The organism is Rhizobium sp. ZK1 (assembly GCF_047782645.1).
In the GTDB taxonomy this organism is placed as follows: domain Bacteria; phylum Pseudomonadota; class Alphaproteobacteria; order Rhizobiales; family Rhizobiaceae; genus Rhizobium.
In genome coordinates this window covers 1-17,055 of the sequence record NZ_CP180587.1, presented here as the reverse complement: position 1 = coordinate 17,055, position 17,055 = coordinate 1, and the positions used below count along the sequence as shown (strand labels likewise).

General features: G+C 60.0%; 14 protein-coding genes. 8 read left to right on the top strand and 6 right to left on the bottom strand.

Translation table 11 applies throughout. The annotated features are described in order from the left end of the window. A complete protein-coding gene (locus ACK9YZ_RS22690; RefSeq protein ID WP_183726935.1) occupies positions 1–411 on the top strand; it encodes a hypothetical protein in 411 nt (136 codons plus the stop codon). Between the two features lie 59 nt (positions 412–470). After that, a complete protein-coding gene (locus ACK9YZ_RS22685; protein WP_416067644.1) occupies positions 471–1,463 on the top strand; it encodes a dihydroxyacetone kinase subunit DhaK in 993 nt (330 codons plus the stop codon). A gap of 170 nt (positions 1,464–1,633) precedes the next feature. Here the strand turns inward: ACK9YZ_RS22685 and ACK9YZ_RS22680 are convergent, their stop codons facing one another. Genes ACK9YZ_RS22680 through ACK9YZ_RS22670 form a run of 3 tightly spaced genes read right to left on the bottom strand, consistent with a single transcriptional unit; the run spans position 1,634 to position 5,199 of the window. Continuing rightward, positions 1,634–2,452 (bottom strand): alpha/beta hydrolase, encoded by an 819-nt coding sequence (locus ACK9YZ_RS22680; RefSeq protein WP_416067643.1) that lies wholly within the window; start codon positions 2,450–2,452, stop codon positions 1,634–1,636. 16 nt (positions 2,453–2,468) lie between these two features. Then, complete coding sequence (locus tag ACK9YZ_RS22675; RefSeq protein WP_416068482.1) at positions 2,469–3,938, bottom strand: NAD-dependent succinate-semialdehyde dehydrogenase; 1,470 nt, start codon at positions 3,936–3,938, stop codon at positions 2,469–2,471. Positions 3,939–3,972: 34 nt separating this feature from the next. After that, a complete protein-coding gene (locus ACK9YZ_RS22670; protein WP_416067642.1) occupies positions 3,973–5,199 on the bottom strand; it encodes an iron-containing alcohol dehydrogenase in 1,227 nt (408 codons plus the stop codon). 208 nt (positions 5,200–5,407) lie between these two features. Between ACK9YZ_RS22670 and ACK9YZ_RS22665 the strand changes: the two genes are divergently transcribed. From ACK9YZ_RS22665 to ACK9YZ_RS22645, 5 genes are all read left to right on the top strand, one after another. After that, a complete protein-coding gene (locus ACK9YZ_RS22665) occupies positions 5,408–6,091 on the top strand; it encodes a GntR family transcriptional regulator (RefSeq protein WP_416067641.1) in 684 nt (227 codons plus the stop codon). A gap of 28 nt (positions 6,092–6,119) precedes the next feature. Further along, entirely contained in the window at positions 6,120–7,682 is a 1,563-nt protein-coding gene (locus tag ACK9YZ_RS22660) for a sugar ABC transporter ATP-binding protein (protein ID WP_416068481.1), read from the top strand. Next, positions 7,679–8,671, top strand: coding sequence for an ABC transporter permease (locus tag ACK9YZ_RS22655; RefSeq protein ID WP_416067640.1), 993 nt, complete (start codon positions 7,679–7,681; stop codon positions 8,669–8,671). The genes ACK9YZ_RS22660 and ACK9YZ_RS22655 overlap by 4 nt, the downstream gene beginning before the upstream one ends. A gap of 53 nt (positions 8,672–8,724) precedes the next feature. After that, positions 8,725–9,672: a substrate-binding domain-containing protein gene (locus tag ACK9YZ_RS22650; RefSeq protein WP_216759514.1), complete on the top strand. Its 948-nt coding sequence runs from the start codon at positions 8,725–8,727 to the stop codon at positions 9,670–9,672. 62 nt (positions 9,673–9,734) lie between these two features. After that, positions 9,735–10,349, top strand: coding sequence for a DJ-1/PfpI family protein (locus ACK9YZ_RS22645; RefSeq protein WP_112972442.1), 615 nt, complete (start codon positions 9,735–9,737; stop codon positions 10,347–10,349). 247 nt (positions 10,350–10,596) lie between these two features. Here the strand turns inward: ACK9YZ_RS22645 and ACK9YZ_RS22640 are convergent, their stop codons facing one another. Then, a complete protein-coding gene (locus ACK9YZ_RS22640; protein ID WP_416067639.1) occupies positions 10,597–12,381 on the bottom strand; it encodes an APC family permease in 1,785 nt (594 codons plus the stop codon). 246 nt (positions 12,382–12,627) lie between these two features. On the opposite strand from ACK9YZ_RS22640, the gene ACK9YZ_RS22635 reads away from it, so the two are divergent. Beyond that, entirely contained in the window at positions 12,628–14,997 is a 2,370-nt protein-coding gene (locus ACK9YZ_RS22635; RefSeq protein WP_416067638.1) for a DUF1989 domain-containing protein, read from the top strand. A 6-nt stretch (positions 14,998–15,003) separates the two neighbouring features. On the opposite strand, the gene ACK9YZ_RS22630 is transcribed toward ACK9YZ_RS22635, so the two are convergent. Together ACK9YZ_RS22630 and ACK9YZ_RS22625 are read right to left on the bottom strand one after the other, a co-directional pair. After that, entirely contained in the window at positions 15,004–15,603 is a 600-nt protein-coding gene (locus ACK9YZ_RS22630) for a PAS domain-containing protein (protein ID WP_416067637.1), read from the bottom strand. Positions 15,604–15,717: 114 nt separating this feature from the next. Then, the gene (locus tag ACK9YZ_RS22625; protein WP_416067636.1) at positions 15,718–17,055 is read right to left on the bottom strand and encodes an NAD(P)-binding domain-containing protein; all 1,338 of its coding nucleotides are present in this window, start codon (positions 17,053–17,055) and stop codon (positions 15,718–15,720) included.

Sequence of the window (17,055 nt, the reverse complement as noted above, 5' to 3'; positions counted from 1 at the left end):
ATGGCGCGCGAAGACACCGAGGACGCGATTATCGCCTACAAGTCCATTCTGGCGCAAATCATAGACAACAGGCCCTCTGGAACACGCCAGCGGCTCGCGACGGAACTTGGCAAACATCGCAGTTTCGTCACGCAGATAACAAGCCCGACCTACGCGACACCTCTTCCTGCGCGCCATCTCGCCACGATCTTCCGGGTGTGCCATTTCAGCGCCGCTGAACAGGAGCGCTTTCTGGATGCTTATCAAGCTGCACATCCAGGCAAGCTGCCGGAACTTGGCGCCTCGGAAAAACTGCGGCATCTTTCGCTGATGGTGCCTGATTTCGGCGACGAGAGACGCAACCGGCTGCTGGAGGAAGCAATTGGCGATCTGGTGCAGAAGATTGCCGCAATTTCCGGGCTGTCGGATTAAGCAAGCCCTTGTGGCAGACGCAAAAGGATTGGCATGATCATCGCCTTGGGAGGGGCTTGATGAAGAAATTCATGAACACAGCGGAGACTATGGTCGCCGAAAGCATCGAAGGCTTTGTGCGCGCCCATCAGGAGTTCGTTGTGTTCGGCGCCGACCGCAAATGTATCCGCCGCCGTGAGCTGGTTCCCGGCAAGGTCGCCATCATTTCGGGTGGTGGGGCAGGCCATGAGCCGATGCATATCGGCTTCATCGGTCGCGGCATGCTCGATGCCGCCTGCGTAGGGCATATCTTCACGTCGCCCACGCCCAGCCAGATCGTTAGCGCGATAGAGGAAGCAGACACCGGCGCCGGTTGCCTGCTTGTCGTCAAGAACTACGATGGCGACGTCATGAACTTCGAAATGGCCTCAGAGATGGCGTCTGAGCGGCATAGAATTGAAATGGTCCTTGCCTGCGACGACATCGAAACGACGAGGGGCGGCGACAATCGTGGGCGACGCGGAGTTGCCGGCACGCTGATCATAGAAAGGCTGCTTGGAGCAGCCGCCGAGCAGGGCCGGTCCCTTTCGGAACTAAAAGCCTTTGGCGACAGCCTCTCCTCACGCATCCGGTCGATGGGCGTCGCCCTGACCGGCGTCGCGGTACCGGATACCCAGCGCACAACCTTCGCGCTCGGGCCGAACGAGGTGGAAATGGGCGTCGGGATTCATGGGGAGCCTGGCCATTCGAGAGAAAGTTTCTCCAATGCTGACACGATCGTCAGATATCTCAGCGAGGCAGTTCTCAACGATACCAGCCGCAGCACAGACAAAGCATTTCTCTTCGTGAACGGACTTGGCGGCACACCGCCTGCCGAACTCTATCTTGCCTACAACTCAGCCCTTCGCATCATGTCGGAGTACGGCCTGCAGGTCGAACGCTCGCTTGTTGGCACCTACGCCACTTCGCTCGACATGCAGGGCCTTTCCATCACGCTCGCATTCCTCACGGACGAGGAGCTTTCTCTATGGGATTCGCCCATTTCTACCGCTGCATTGCGCTGGAAGTGCTAATGCATGTCGCGCAAAACTGTGCAGCGGTTTCGCGATAACGACATGCGAAAACAAAAGCTTAAAGCGTGGCAAGCGAATCCTGGGGATTGCGACACGCTTCAGGATCCCGCGATCAGCTGGTTTTCCGGTGCGGAAATCTCGTGATCCCGATCAAGATCGGCTTTTGGACGTCAACGGGTATATGCGATCGTTTCGCTGAGGATACGACCGGTAGCCGTTTCGGGAAGGCCAAGATCGCGAACGCTGCTCATATGATTGGAGCCTTCAAGCCTTTCAAAGGTGACTGACAATCCTTGCTGTCGCAAGCGCAATGAGAAGGCGTCCGCCTGCTCATGAAACGGCGGCGTTTCTTCGGCACCCACCGCGATAGTGACGCGACAGCCCTGGTCAAAGGAGTGCAGCATCGGGGAAAAGTCAGCAACCTCTCTGTCGGTAATGGCGATCTCGGCGTGCAGAAACGATGATTGCAGGGGCTTCAGGTCGTAAAGGCCTCCAAGCAGGAGAGCTGCCGACACGCCCGAGAAAGCCTCTTGTCGATGAAACAGGAAGCTCGCAAGATGCGCGCCGGCGGAATGACCGCTGACCGTAAAGCGCGAGGCGTCGCCGCCGTGGCTCGCGATGTGCTCGAGCACCCATTGCTTGGCCCGCCGAACCTGATCGACGAGCACCTCCATCCTGACATGCGGCATCAGAGCGTAATCGACAATGACGGCGATCGCGCCTGTGCCGGTAATCGTGTCGGCAACATAGGAGTAGTCGCGCTTGGAAAACATCCGCCAGTAGCCGCCGTGGATGAACATGTGCACCGGCCGCCCGTCGCATGTACCGTCAGGATAGAAGACGTCCAAGGTTTCGCTTGCATCGTCTCCATAAGAGATTTCTCTCATGCGGAGCCTCGCCCGCGTCGAAGCACTCCTTGCCCTGATCTCCGCCACGATGGCGTCGAATTCGCGCACATGTCCCCGTATGCGAAACGGATCAGTCTCCAAAAATGTCTCCTCCGCGTCAAAAGCTCGTTGCGATATATTTGGCTTCCATGAATTCGGCGATGCCGTGATGCTGCCCGCCCTCACGGCCGAGACCACTTTGCTTGACGCCACCGAAGGGTGCTGCCGGATCGGAAACCAGACCCCGGTTGAGCGCGATCATGCCTGCCTCCAAAGCGGAGGAAACGCGCAATCCGCGTGCTATGTCGCGCGTGAAGACATAGGCGGCAAGACCGTATTCGGTGTCGTTGGCACGCCCTATCACCTCGTCTTCGGTCTCGAACCTGTAAAGAGGTGCAACCGGTCCGAAGATTTCCTCATGCGCCATCTCGACACCATCGGGCATGTCGACGAGAACTGTCGGCGGGTAAAAGTAACCCGGCCCGGCAGGGGTCTTACCGCCGCAGGTGACGCGCGCACCCTTGGCCTTGGCATCATCCACCAGGCGATCAATCTTCTCCACCGCCTTCGTCGTGATCATCGGCCCGCATTCGGTGAGGGCATCGACACCGGGACCAACGTTGAGAGCTGCCATTCTTTTGGTCAGCCCTTCTGCGAAAGACTCGTAGATGCCGGACTGGACATAGAGACGGTTTGCTGCGGTGCAGGCTTCGCCGGCATTGCGCATCTTCGCAACCATCGCGCCGTCGAGTGCCGCCTCCAGATCGGCGTCGTCAAACACGATGAACGGAGCGTTGCCGCCGAGCTCCATCGAACATGAGACGACATGCTTGGCCGCTTCGGCGAGAAGCAGGCGGCCAACGCCTGTGGAGCCTGTAAACGAAAGTTTTCTGACGCGCGGATCCGCGAGAGTGGTGGCGCTGAATGGGGCGGGAGTGCTTGTCGTCAAAACGTTGACGACGCCTGGCGGCACGCCGGCCTCTTCATAGATCGAGGCCAGTGCGTAGGCCGTCAGCGGCGTCTCGCTTGCCGGCTTCAAGATCACGGTGCAGCCAGCGGCAAGCGCCGGGGCGATCTTGCGGGTGGCCATTGCAGCCGGGAAATTCCAAGGCGTGATCAGCAGGCAGATGCCGATCGGCTGGTAGTCGACGATGATCCGGTTGGCTCCCGACGGAGCGATGCCGAATTCTCCCGTTATGCGCACGGCCTCTTCCGCATTCCAGCGAAAGAACTCGGCGGCATAGGCGACCTCGCCGCGGGCGTCGCGCAGCGCCTTGCCATTCTCCAGGGAGATCAAGGTGGCAAGCATTTCGGAACGCTCGATCATCAGTTCGAAACAGCGTCGCAAAATCTCCGAGCGCTTGCGCGGCGGCGTCGACCGCCAGCCAGGCGCAGCCCGGGATGCGGCCTCGACGCTCGCCTGCGCATCCTCGATGGTCGCGTCCGCTACAACAGCAAGAAGCGTCCCGGTCGAGGGGTCGGTCACATCGATCTTGCGCCCGCTTTTGGATTCCCGCCAGCTCCCATCGATATAGAGGCCGCGGGCTGCGGCCTCAATGTCTGGCAGGTGGTGGGCGACCTGTGGCATTTGCTGGGCAATGGTCATTTTATTCCTCGAATGTTTAAAGGGCGGAGGCGGCAAGATCGCCGTCATAGGCTGCACGAACGAGACGCTTCATGGCGTCGATGTCGAAGGGCCTCGGGTTATTCTTGATCAATCTGTCGATGCTGAGCGCCTGTTCGGCAATCCAGTCGAGTTTGTCGGCGGTAAGCCCGAGATCAGCGAGTGTCGGCGTGATGCCGATGGCCTGAAAGAGCCTGCGGATCTCCTCAATCGCCGCCCCCGCCATCTCCTGCTTCGTCCTGCCCGTTGAATCAAGGCCGAGCGCCTGGCCGATCTCGGCCAGCTCGGCCGTCGAGGCGGCGCGGTTATAGTTCATGACGTAGGGCATCATCGTCGCGACGCCGAGCCCGTGGGCGGTATGGGTCAATGCGCCTGCGGGATACTGGATAGCATGCGCTGCTGCAGTACCCGCCGTGCCGAATGCGCAACCGGCAGCCAGCGCACCCATCATGACGTCAGCGCGTGCATCTTCGTTCGTTCCCTCCTTGCACGCCGTCTCCAGGCTGCGTCCCAGGAGCTTGATGGCGAGAAGCGCGAAATGATCGGTAAGTGCACTCTTACCGATGAAGACATGGTTCTGGGGCAGCAACGGGTCAGTGCCGCGTCGGGCGGCCGTGAATGCCTCGATTGCATGGGTCAATGCGTCCGCGCCAGCGACAGCGGTCAGACCCGGCGGGCAGGACATCGTCAGCTCCGGATCGCAGATGGCCGCTGCGGCGATAAGATATGGACTCGATATGCCGACCTTCAGCGTCCGATCCGGGTCGGAGATGACGGCAACCGGCGTCACCTCGGAACCGGTCCCCGCCGTGGTCGGGACAGCGATGATCGGGATTGTCGGACCGGGAACCTTGAACTCACCATAGTAGTCCGCAAGGCTTCCACCATGGCTTATAAGCAGGGCGGCGCATTTTGCCATGTCGAGGCAACTTCCTCCGCCTATCCCGATCACCATGTCGGGCGCGAAGCTCCGCGCCTCTTCAACGCATAGCGCAACGGTGTCGCGCGGAACGTCCGGCAGGACCCGGTCATGGACCAGTGTCTCGATCGACGCCGCATTCAACGCCGCGACGAGCTCGGCGAAGATGGACGTCCCAGCGAAGCGCTCATCCGTGCATATCAGTGCCCTTTGGCCCAGCCTTTTGGCGACCGACGGCAGCGCAAAACGTTGACCCTTGCCGAACAGGATTTCTTTCGGGAGCCTGATAGCTGCAAAGAGGGTCATTGTGCTGACCTTCTCACCAGTTGTCGGATGAAGAATGACCTTGAGGAAGCGTCGCAAAATTGGCGCTCGATTTCTTTTGCGCTCATCCAAGTGACCCTCATAAAACCTCCGATATAAAATCCTATAGGATATGGGATTGCATATCGCCGAGCATCGTGTTAGCGATTGCTCCTGTCAAGAGGCAAAAGAAAGACAAGGCCGGAATACGATGATGCTCAATGCCACGCCTGATCCGAGCGGTTTCATACAGCGCAGCAGCAGTCTCGCGGACAGCGTCTACGAGGTGATTTTTGCGCAGCTGATGTCTCTGAAGATCGCTCCGGGTGCGCGCATCACCGTCGATAATCTGGTCAAGGAATTCAACGTTTCCCAGACCCCGATCCGCGAGGCGCTCGGCCGCCTCGAGGGAGAAGGGCTGGTCGTCAAGACGCATCTCATCGGTTACAGCGCAGCCCCACAGATCACCCATCGGCGCTTCGATGAGCTTTATCACTTGCGGCTGCTTCTCGAGCCCGACGGTGCTGCGAGGGCGGCAAAGGCCATGGACGATGAAAAGCTCGCCATCCTCAGGGAGGCGGCAGGCGTCATGGGGCGTCGGGAAGGGACCGATGAACGGCTACGCTATTCTACCTTCGCGCGGCAGGACGCCATTTTCCATGACAGGATCATGGAATTTGCCGGCAACGAGCTCATTCGCCAAACCCTCAGCCACCAGCACACGCATTTTCACATCTTTCGACTGATGTTCCATTCCCGCGTCACCGAAGAGGCGCTGGATGAGCACGAGGCGCTTCTCTGCGCCTTTGCCGCAGGTGACCCATCGGCTGCCGAAAAGGCAATGAGAACCCATCTCGAACATTCACGAGACCGGCTCGTGCCGGCTTTTGATTGAGAGGCGGGCAATGTCGGGCGTCATGACCATGGAGAGGAAGGGGAGGAGCGTGGTGTCCGAAACCGACGGCCTTGTCTCTCAGCCGGTCCTTCGTGCAGAGGGCATGTCGAAGCGGTACGGACCGGTCACCGTACTCCAGGAAGTCACGCTCGATATCTTGCCCGGCGAGATCCATGCCATCATCGGCGAGAACGGCGCCGGCAAGTCGACATTCATGCGGCTCCTTTCCGGTTATGCCGAACCCACTGCAGGAACGCTGTCGATGGGCGGCCGCAGGGTCGGCTTCTCAACGCCTGAGCAGGCGCAGGAAGCGGGTATTGTCCTGGTGCACCAGGAGATCCTGCTTGCGGACGCCCTGACCGTCGCCGAAAATCTTTTCCTCGGCCGTGAACTGATGCGTCATGGCCTGGTCGATGATCGGACGATGCGGCGCCTGGCCGTCGAAAAACTTCAGGACCTTGGATGTCACGTATCGCCAAACGCTTTGGTGCGTGACATCTCGCTTGCGGATCGCCAGCTCGTGCAGATCGCGCGCGCACTCCTCGACGACTACAGGCTTGTCATTTTCGATGAGCCGACCGCAGTCTTAACGGGTGACGAGGTCGAGCGACTGCTTGCCATCATTCTGCAGCTGAAGGAGCAAGGGGCAGCCGTGCTCTACATCAGCCATCGCCTCGATGAAGTCCAGCGGCTTGCCGACAAGGTGACGGTGCTCAGAGACGGCAAGATGGTCGGCACATATCCCGGTCATAGCCTGACGCAGATGGACATGGCGCGGCTGATGGTCGGGCGCGATCTCGCCGCGCTTTATCCCGAAAAGACCGTAAAGCCAGCCCTGCAGGCGATGCTTGAAGTCCAGGATCTCAGCGTTCCCGGCTTTGCAAGCGACATCACGTTTACCGCCCACAAAGGCGAGGTCCTCGGATTTGCCGGCATGATCGGTGCCGGTCGCACCGAAGTGTTCGAGGGCATCATGGGCCTGCGCCCTGCTGCCGGAACCGTAAAATTGCAAGGCAGGGCGATTGACATCAGGCGCCCTCGGGCGGCGATGGATGCCGGCATCGGTTACCTGACCGAGGATCGCAAAGGCAAGGGCCTGCTGCTGCAGGAGCGGCTTGCGCCGAACCTGACGCTGTCCGCCCTCGGCAGATTTCACCCCGGCCTTGTGATGCGCCGCCGCCGTGAGCAGCGCGCGCTCGTCGAAGCCGTCAACACCTACGACATCCGCCTGAAAAGTTACGCAGTCAAGGCAGGCCAGCTTTCCGGCGGCAACCAGCAGAAGCTTCTGCTCGCCAAGGTGCTTCTCACCGACCCTTCGGTCGTGGTCATCGACGAGCCGACGCGCGGGATCGACATCGCGAACAAGGCCCAGATCTATGCCTTCATCGAGCGCCTCGTCGCTGAAGGCAGGACCTGCATCGTCATCTCGTCCGAAATGCAGGAACTGATCGGGATCTGCGACCGGATTCTTGTGATGCGGGAGGGGCGCATCACCGGAGAGGTGACGGGCGAGAAAATGACGGAACATGCGATTGCGTTTCTTGCCACCAGCGAAACGAAGGTTGCGGCGAAGCAGGGAGGAAGACAATGAGTGTGATTACGGGTTCGACGCCGGTTCGGCCGGAGCGGGAATGGAACATCGGCTGGTCGGATGTCGGTCCGTTCCTTGCGCTTCTGGCGTTGCTGCTGATCGGTTTTTCGATCAACCCGGATTTCCTCTCGGCGACCAATCTCAGCAATGTGATCACGCGAAGCGCCTTCATCGCAATCATCGCCGTCGGTGCGACCTTCGTCATTTCGTCCGGCGGACTGGATCTTTCAGTCGGTTCGATGGCCGCATTCATCACCGGCATAACCATCATGTTCATGAACAAGATGGCTGCCGACTGGGGTGTCCTGGCAATTCCCGCCGGCATGGCCATCGCGCTTGTCGTCGGGCTCCTCTGCGGGCTGATGAACGGGCTCATCGTTACCGTCGGAAAGATCGAGCCCTTCATCGCGACCCTCGGTACCATGGGGATCTTCCGCGCCCTCATCACCTATATGTCGGATGGCGGGACGATCCCGATCGATCGCAGCCTCCGCGACGCCTATCGGCCGGTCTATTTTGGCACCCTTGGCGGTATCCCCTTTCCGATCCTCATTTCGATTGCCGTTGCCGCCATCGCATCCTTCATCCTCTACAAGATGAAATATGGCCGCAAATGCGCTGCCGTTGGCGCGAATGAGGATGTCGCCCGCTACTCAGGCATTTCCATCATCAAGACGCGCACGATCGCCTACGCGATCCAGGGCGTATGCGTTGCGATCGCCGCGATCTGCTATGTGCCGCGCCTCGGAGCAGCGACGCCGACCACCGGCGTGCTGTGGGAATTGCAGGTCATCACTGCGGTCGTCATCGGCGGAACTGCTCTTAGAGGTGGCAAGGGTCATGTCTGGGGCACGGTAGCAGGAGCCGTCATCCTCGAACTCATCGCCAACCTCATGGTGCTCTCGGATTTCGTCTCCGAATATCTCGTCGCCGGTGTCCAGGGCGTCATCATCATCATCGCAATGCTCATTCAGAGGTTCTCAAAATAACCGCGTCCGGACCGCGCGGATTGATGTTTGTGGTCCGATTCTGGGAGGAATGAATGTCTAGAAAATGGATTGCGGCCCTGGCCGTCAGTACTGTGTTGCTCGCCGGCCAAGCCCTTTCGGCAGATAAGAAGGTTGTCGCCGTGTCGATCCCGGCAGCCGATCATGGCTGGACGGCGGGCATCGTCTATCACGCACAGGCTGCCGCCAAGGAAGTCAATGCCGCCTTTCCGAATGTCGAGGTCGTCGTCAAGACTTCGCCTTCGGCAACGGCGCAGGTGAGCGCGCTTGAAGATCTTTCCGCAGGACGCAAGCTCGATGCGCTGGTCATCCTGCCCTATACGTCGGAGGAGCTGACGACGCCGGTCAAGGCGGTCAAGGATGCCGGCACCTTCATCACAGTCGTGGATCGTGGCCTCAACGACCAATCCATCCAGGACCTCTACCTTGCTGGCGACAACATCGCGGTTGGCCGCAATACGGCGAAGTTCATGATCGACAAGCTCGGCGGCAAAGGCAACCTCGTCATCTTGCGCGGCATTCCGACCGTCATCGACGATGAGCGCATCCAGGGCTTTCAGGATGCAATCAAGGGAACCGATCTCAAGGTTCTGGACATACAATATGCGAACTGGAACAGTGATGACGCTTTCAAGCTGATGCAGGACTATCTTGCCAAATACCCGCAGATCGACGCTGTCTGGGCAAATGACGACGACATGCTTCTTGGCGTGCTCGAGGCCGTCAAGGAATCGGGTCGCAAGGACATCAAGCTTGCCCTCGGCGGCAATGGCATGAAGGACATCGTCAAGAAGGTCATCGACGGCGATCCGATGACGCCGGTCGAGACACCTTATCCGCCCGCCATGATCAAGACCGCCATCTACATGACCGTTGCCAATATTGTCGGCCAGGCGCCGGTGCGAGGCACTGTCAAGCTGGATGCGCCGCTGATCACGCAGGAGAATGCGAAGGAATACTATTTCCCCGACTCTCCGTTCTGATGAGACCGAAACCGGGGGCGGCCGCAGCCGCCGCCCCATTGCATGAAGAAGAGGAGCAAATCATGCCTGGTAAGAAGATACTGATGCTGACCGGTGAGTTTACCGAGGAATACGAAATCTATGTCTATCAGCAGGCGATGGAGGCAGTCGGCCATACCGTCCACGTGATCTGCCCCGACAAGAAGGCTGGCGATCTGATCAAGACCTCGCTCCACGATTTCGAAGGCGATCAAACGTATACGGAGAAGCTCGGGCACTTCTTCACGATCAACAAGACCTTCTCGGAGGCCGAGGCGCAGCTCGATCAATATCATGCAGTCTACTGCGCAGGCGGTCGCGGCCCTGAATATATCCGCACCGATAAACGCGTTCAGGCAATCGTGCGGCATTTTCACGAGAAGCAGAAGCCGATCTTTACGATTTGCCACGGCGTCCAGATTCTGATTGCCGTTGACGGTGTGGTTCGCGGCAAGAAGGTCGGGGCGCTCGGGGCTTGCGAGCCGGAAGTCACGCTTGCAGGGGGCACGTATATCGATCTGTCGCCGACGGAAGCCTATGTCGATGGCACCATGGTCTCTGCGAAGGGATGGACCGCACTTGCAGCGTTCATCCGCGAATGCCTGAAGGTGCTGGGCACGGAAATCCGTCACAGCGATGATATCGCCAAGGCGGCCTGAGCTCTCACTCCTGCTACGGCTTACGATCAGGCAACGCTCGCAAAACGCGGGGGTTGCCTTTCCAGGAACGACTTTCCCGCCCGCGGAGGCAAATAGCAGATTGATGCCCTGCATCATCTGACGGCAGCAAAGTCATGGCGGCGGCGCAAGCGCAAGGCGTCAGTCTTCTCAAACTGACGCCCATCTGCGCGCATCTGGTTTGCCCGAGCACCCAATACATCCATCGAAATGCCCGGGCTGGCAGTCTTTAAGCCGGCAATTGGAAGATCCAGTTGGCGATCAGCACGATGGCAAGGCCCGCGGCCAGTGCGAGATACGGCAGCATGCCAGCCTTCTTGACGCCGAGGTCCTGGCCGACGAGCCCCAGGTCTTCCATGGCACCGGGCGGAAACTTGCCGCCGTCGCGCACATAGTGGCGATAGGCGAAGACCGGCAGGATGAGCGCGGCGAAGATGAAGCCGACCCAGAGCGCATTGGCATAGCCCCAGACCTTGGCGCCGGCGCCGAGGAAGAGAGCGTTGACGAAGGCAAGCACGGTATTGACGCCGATCAGCCAGGTGGGGGCCTTCCAGGGGCGCTCGACATGACCGGAATCCATGCGATGGATCCAGCCGGAATTCAGGTTCAGGAAGTTGAAGATGATGTAGCCGACATTGGAGACGGCAAGCACGAAGAAGTAGCCGCCGGCATCGGACGCGATCGCTAAAAGGAAAAGATTGAAGGCAAAGTCTGTCCACATCGCCCGGGTCGGGGCGCCGTTTTCATTGACATGGTCGAGATATTTCGGCAGCCAGCCATCCTTCGAGCCCTGGTAGAGCGTGCGCGAGGAGCCTGCCATGGCCGTCATGATGGCGAGGAAAAGCGCCATGATCATCAGCACGACGAGAAGCTGGGTGACAATGCGGCCGGCGCCGATCAGTCCGCCGAGTGCTTCGGCGACGCCCGTGCCGTCGACGATACCGGGCGCCAGCATGCCCGCATGACCGAGCACACCCTGGAAGGCAAAGGGAACGAGGAAGAAGAACAGGCAGCAGGCAAGGCCGGAATAGAAGATCGCCTTGAATGTGTCCGTCTTCGGGTTCTTCAGTTCGCGCGTATAGCAGACGGCGGTCTCGAAACCGTAGGTCGACCAGGCGGCGATATAGAGACCGCCGAGGAAGAGCGTCCAGCCGCCATTGCTCCAAGTACCATCGGTGCCGGCATAGGCGGCCGTCGGCGGAACCAGCCCGGTGACGTTGGCGCTGACGATCTGGCCGCTGATGATCGGATAGAGACCAATGATAAGCAGCGGCACCAGCACGATGATCGCCAGCCATTTCTGGACGCTCGCCGTTTCGGAGATGCCGCGATGCTGGATCGCAAAAATGATCAGCATCAGGATGCCGCCGATGAAGAAGGTGGCGTTGATATTGGCGGTGGCGAGGAAAGGAATGCTGAAAGTGACGAGTGACCAGCTGCGGATTGCCGGCGTCAGCGCGGCGACACCGTCAGCACTCAGCAGCGCCTTGACTGCATCCTCGGGCGAAGTGCCGGCATGGGCAGCAATATATTCGGCGACGCGGGGGCTATCGGCCGTAATCGAAGCGGCATGCGCGCTGATCCAGGCGAGGACCGCCTGCGAATCCGCAGCCGGGATCGGGAAGAAAGCATTGAGAATATATCCGGCCGCAATGGCGCAGCCGAGCGAAAGCACCGGCGACCAGGCAAACCAGTTGCACCAGACGGACAGCGGCGCGATGAATTTCGAGTAACGCAGCCAGGCCGTGGCACCATAGACCGAGGCGCCGCCCGACTTGTTGCCGAACATGCCGGCGATTTCGGCATAGGTGAAAGATTGCAGGAAGCCCATGATCATCGAGATGATCCAGACGACAAAGGCGAGCTTGCCGGTCGTGCCTGCAATACCGCCAAGGGAAAAGAGAACAAGGGGTGGCACGCCGGCTGCCACCCAGAACGCGCCCTTCCAGTCAAGCGCGCGTATAAGTTTACCTTCGGTGCCGGCGGCAACGCCGGCGTCCACGATATCCGTCATCGATGAAATTCCCCATTCTATTTGTTCGGGACGTAGCTTTGCGTACGTCTCCCTGAACGTGCCTCCCGTGGCATGCATGGGCTGCCCGGCATTTTCTCGATCCGCGTTCCCGAGCGGATTTCCGAGTCTCGACCCTTTATGCATAGTGAAGATATTTTCTTTTTAGTCAACATCCCTTTACTTTCGGGTGGCATTTTGTCAGCATGATTTGCGTGCCGGAGGGCACATCAATCCCATGAGGACCACATGCGAGATCTCCATCCCGGGATGTCAGGGGTGCGACCGGTGTCAGCAAGCATCATCCGCTATCCCGGTATCTCCACGCTGCCCGAGGGTGTCGAGCGTTACCGCTGCAAGGGCGGCGGATCCCTTGTTGTTCGCGTCGAGGCCGGCGACCACGTTACCCTGATCGACAGCGAGGGAGGACAGGCTTGCGAGCTTTCCTTCCTCGACGAAAACGGCCGGTGTCAATCGGCCGGCCTCGGTGCAGCCTTCACCGGCTCGGCCGACGGGCTGAAGGCCATTCTCTCTTCGGGCGATGAGGGCGCCGCCCGGACGCGGACGGCGCTTCAGCGACGCGGTGCCGATCTCGCCACGGCAGGTGCAATCCGCATTTTCAGCGAAGCTTCCACTCCCGGCAGCAAGGCTGAGTTTGTGATCACGATGAAGGGTCTGCTGATTGCCGCCGCACCCGCAGCAGCGATGTCGCCTGACGCGCAGGACACGGCAACGCCGATCGAGATCCGTATCCGGCGCAGCAGCCTGATCCGCGACTACGCCGCGGCCCTCCCCGAGCCGATGGCCGATCCGATCGAAGACATCCGGATCAGGGCGGCGACCGCCTCGGCCTATTTCGTCCGTGCCGGAGAGTTCATCCAGATCATCGACGTCTACGGCCGGCAATGCACCGATTTCCAGGCCTTTGCCGCCCGCAAGGTCGACAAGGGCCTCGATCTCGCGCTGGATTCCACCGTCACCCGCACCCTGCTTGGCCGCAGCTATCCCGCCCCCGGCCTGCCGTCCAAAGCGTTCGACCGCGACTTCGAGCCGCTGGTGGAGATCGTCCAGGACACGGTCGGCCGCCATGACGCATTCGCGACCGCCTGCAATTCGCGCTACTACGACGACATGGGTTATCCCGGCCATGTCAATTGCACCGACAATTTCAATGCGGCGCTCGCGCCCTACGGCATACCCGGCCGCAAGGGCTGGGAGGCGCTCAACTATTTCTACAATACGAATATCGACCACAACAACCAGCTCTACCTCGACGAGCCATGGTCTCGGCCGGGCGATTATGTCCTGATGCGGGCACTGACCGATCTCGTCTGCGTCTCCTCCTCCTGCCCCGACGATATCGATGCGGCCAATGGCTGGGACCCGACCGACATCCATGTCCGCACCTTCTCCGGAAAAGAAAAATTCTCAAGAGCGGTGGCCTATCGCATGACCCCTGACGCCGATGCAGAACTGACGCGGGAAACCGCCTTCCACCCTCGCCTTGCGGCACTGACGCGGGATTACACCGAATATCGCGGCTACTGGCTGCCGAACCGATTTTCCTCTGAAGGTCCAGTCGAAGAATATTGGGCCTGCCGTGAAAGAGCTGCTGTCATCGACCTGTCGCCGTTGCGCAAATTCGAGGTCACAGGCCCGGATGCCGAGGAATTGCTGCAATACTGCCTGACGCGCGACGTGCGCAAGCTGTCGACCGGACAGGTCGTCTATTCCGCCATGTGCTACGAGCACGGCGGCATGATCGACGACGGCACGCTCTTTCGCCTCGGCGACAAGAACTTCCGCTGGATCGGCGGCGACGACTATAGCGGCATATGGCTGCGCGAACAGGCCGAGAAGAAGGGCTTCAAGGCCTGGGTCCGCTCCTCGACAGACCAGATGCACAATATCGCGCTGCAGGGACCAAAGAGCCGCGACATTCTCAAGGAAATCATCTGGACGGCGCCACGCCAGCCCGATATCGGCGAGCTTGAATGGTTCCGCTTCACCGTCGGGCGCATCGGCGGCTTCGAAGGCGCCCCGGTCGTCGTCTCGCGCACCGGCTATACCGGCGAACTCGGCTACGAGATCTTCTGTCATCCGAAGGATGCGTTGAGCGTCTTCGATGCCGTCTGGAAGGCCGGCGAGCCTTATGGGCTGAAGCCGATGGGGCTTGAAGCGCTCGACATGGTCCGCATCGAGGCGGGCCTCGTCTTCGCCCATCACGAATTCGACGATCAGACCGATCCGTTCGAGGCCGGCATCGGCTTCACCGTGCCACTGAAATCCAAGCAGGACGATTTCATCGGCCGCGAGGCGCTCCTGCGGCGCAAGGAGCATCCGCGCCACCTGATGGTCGGCCTGGACGTGCGGGCGAACGAGGCGGTCGGCCACGGCGACTGCATCCATCTCGGCCGCGCCCAGATCGGCGTCGTCACCAGCGCCACGCGCTCTCCGATCCTCGGCAAGACGATCGCACTCGCCCGCATCGACGTGATCCATGCCGCCGTCGGCACCGAGGTCGAGATCGGCAAGCTCGACGGCCAGCAGAAGCGCCTGCCGGCGACCGTGGTGCCGCTGTCGCACTACGACCCGCAAAAGACCCGGCCGCGTTCGTAAAAGCCTTTATTGCGCCCTGCGCTGGGCGCTGGTGATCGCCCTTGCGGCCTCTTCGGAGGAATTGGCAAGCTGGCGCATCTCAGCGGCAAGCACGGCGAAGCCGGATCCCGCCGTCCCCGCCCTTGCCGCCTCGATGCCGGCATTGACGGCAAGCAGCTTCAGGTAGCGCAGCGAGTGCAGGATCTCGTTGGTCTTCGAGGCGGTGATGCGCATACCGGCAGTCTGCTCGTCGATGCGCTGGTAGAGCGACTCGATGTTGATGATACTGCCCTCGAGATAGAGCAGCTCGCCATTTTCGTCCCAGACGCCTCCGCCCGTCTCCGTCACCCAGACATAATGTCCGTCACGGTGGCGGATCCGATATTCCATCGTCCAGTCGGTGCGGCTTTCGAGCGCCATGCCAACAACCTTGTCCATCAGCGGCACGTCCTCCTCGCACATGATCGAGGTGAAGGTGCGTGTCGTGTTGCCGATGATTTCTTCGGCTGGATAGCCGAAGATGCGTTCGATGCCATCGGTCATCTCCAGCATCGTGTAGTTTTCGTCCGCGCGGCAGCGATAGAGAAAACCACTCATTCGGCCGAGAACACTGCTCTGAAAATCCATGAAGACCACGCCTTGAGACAATGAGTTGCAGATCGGGTTGCTTCGTCTCATTTCAAATACGCCGGAAAGGGCCGCGACGGACGACCCTTCTCGGTTACGCGGGAGCTGGAAAGATCAGTTGCGCAGATATTCCTCCATGGAATCGTCGAGCGCCTTGACCCAGGGCGTGTGGTGCGTCGGCGACATGTTGCCGGTCATCAGCGAACGATAGGCGTGATCGCGGAAGCCCATGATGTTTTCCGCCTTGTGGTGCTCCCACTCCATGAAGGTCCTGTTGGTTCCTTCGATGTCGAAGCTCGGATAGTCGGTTTCGGCGAGCAGTTCCTTCACATAGTCACCCTGGTACCAGATCATCTGCTCGGCATCTTCGAGCGTCTCCTCGCGGGTCCGCCACATGTCGAAATTCGCCTTCAGTTCCTCTTCCGGCGGCAATTTGATGCGGCCCATCATGACATCGCGTGCCCACCAGGCCTGCACGTCGAACATGTTGAAGGTGTAGAATTGATCCTGCATGCCGATATAGAAAAGCTGCGGGTTTCTGTCGAAGATCACGCCTTTGTAGAGATGGTCGGCCCAGAGACGGTTGGCAGTCTTGAGCCTCAACTCATCAGGCAGGAAGGGGAAGTGATGCTGGTATCCTGTGCACAGGATCAGCGCATCCACTTCCTTCGTCGAACCGTCAAGGAAATGGGCGGTGCGGTTTTCGAGCCTGGTGAGCAGCGGACGCTCTTCGAAATTGTCCGGCCAGTTGAACCCCATCGGCTTTGACCGATAGCTCGTGGTGACCGACTTGGCGCCGTATTTCCAGCATTGCGAGCCGATATCTTCCGCCGAGTAACTGCGGCCGACGATGAGGATATCCTTGCCCTTGAATTCCAGCGCATCGCGGAAGTCGTGAGCATGCAGGACGCGGCCGTTGAAGGTCTTCACGCCCTCGAAATAAGGCACGTTCGGTGTCGAGAAGTGGCCGCTCGCCACCACGACATAGTCGAATTCCTCGTCGTACATATGGTCTTCGAGGCGGTTGTGTGCGGTGACCGTGAATTTCTTCGTGCCCTCATCGAAACGCACCATGCGAACGGGCGTATTGAAGCGCACCCAATGACGGACATTCGCCTTCTCGACGCGGCCCTTGATATAATCCCAAAGCACGGCGCGCGGCGGATAGGAGGCGATCGGCTTGCCGAAATGCTCCTCGAAGGAATAGTCGGCAAATTCCAGGCATTCCTTCGGTCCGTTCGACCACAGGTAACGATACATGCTGCCGTGAACCGGCTCGCCATATTCGTCGAGCCCGGTTCGCCAGGTATAGTTCCAGAGCCCGCCCCAGTCGGACTGCTTTTCGAAGCAGACGATCTCCGGGATCTCCGCACCCTTCTGCGCGGCCGACTGGAAGGCCCGCAACTGGGCAAGCCCGGAAGGACCGGCGCCGATGACGGCAACTCTTGTCAT

Coding starts and splice junctions, on each gene's coding strand:
- ACK9YZ_RS22690 (WP_183726935.1), top strand. CDS start 1: ATGGCGCGCGAAGACACCGAGGACGCGATTATCGCCTACAAGTCCATT.
- ACK9YZ_RS22685 (WP_416067644.1), top strand. CDS start 471: ATGAAGAAATTCATGAACACAGCGGAGACTATGGTCGCCGAAAGCATC.
- ACK9YZ_RS22675 (WP_416068482.1), bottom strand. CDS start 3,938: ATGCCACAGGTCGCCCACCACCTGCCAGACATTGAGGCCGCAGCCCGC.
- ACK9YZ_RS22670 (WP_416067642.1), bottom strand. CDS start 5,199: ATGACCCTCTTTGCAGCTATCAGGCTCCCGAAAGAAATCCTGTTCGGC.
- ACK9YZ_RS22665 (WP_416067641.1), top strand. CDS start 5,408: ATGATGCTCAATGCCACGCCTGATCCGAGCGGTTTCATACAGCGCAGC.
- ACK9YZ_RS22660 (WP_416068481.1), top strand. CDS start 6,120: ATGGAGAGGAAGGGGAGGAGCGTGGTGTCCGAAACCGACGGCCTTGTC.
- ACK9YZ_RS22655 (WP_416067640.1), top strand. CDS start 7,679: ATGAGTGTGATTACGGGTTCGACGCCGGTTCGGCCGGAGCGGGAATGG.
- ACK9YZ_RS22650 (WP_216759514.1), top strand. CDS start 8,725: ATGTCTAGAAAATGGATTGCGGCCCTGGCCGTCAGTACTGTGTTGCTC.
- ACK9YZ_RS22645 (WP_112972442.1), top strand. CDS start 9,735: ATGCCTGGTAAGAAGATACTGATGCTGACCGGTGAGTTTACCGAGGAA.
- ACK9YZ_RS22640 (WP_416067639.1), bottom strand. CDS start 12,381: ATGACGGATATCGTGGACGCCGGCGTTGCCGCCGGCACCGAAGGTAAA.
- ACK9YZ_RS22635 (WP_416067638.1), top strand. CDS start 12,628: ATGCGAGATCTCCATCCCGGGATGTCAGGGGTGCGACCGGTGTCAGCA.
- ACK9YZ_RS22630 (WP_416067637.1), bottom strand. CDS start 15,603: ATGGATTTTCAGAGCAGTGTTCTCGGCCGAATGAGTGGTTTTCTCTAT.
- ACK9YZ_RS22625 (WP_416067636.1), bottom strand. CDS start 17,055: ATGACAAGAGTTGCCGTCATCGGCGCCGGTCCTTCCGGGCTTGCCCAG.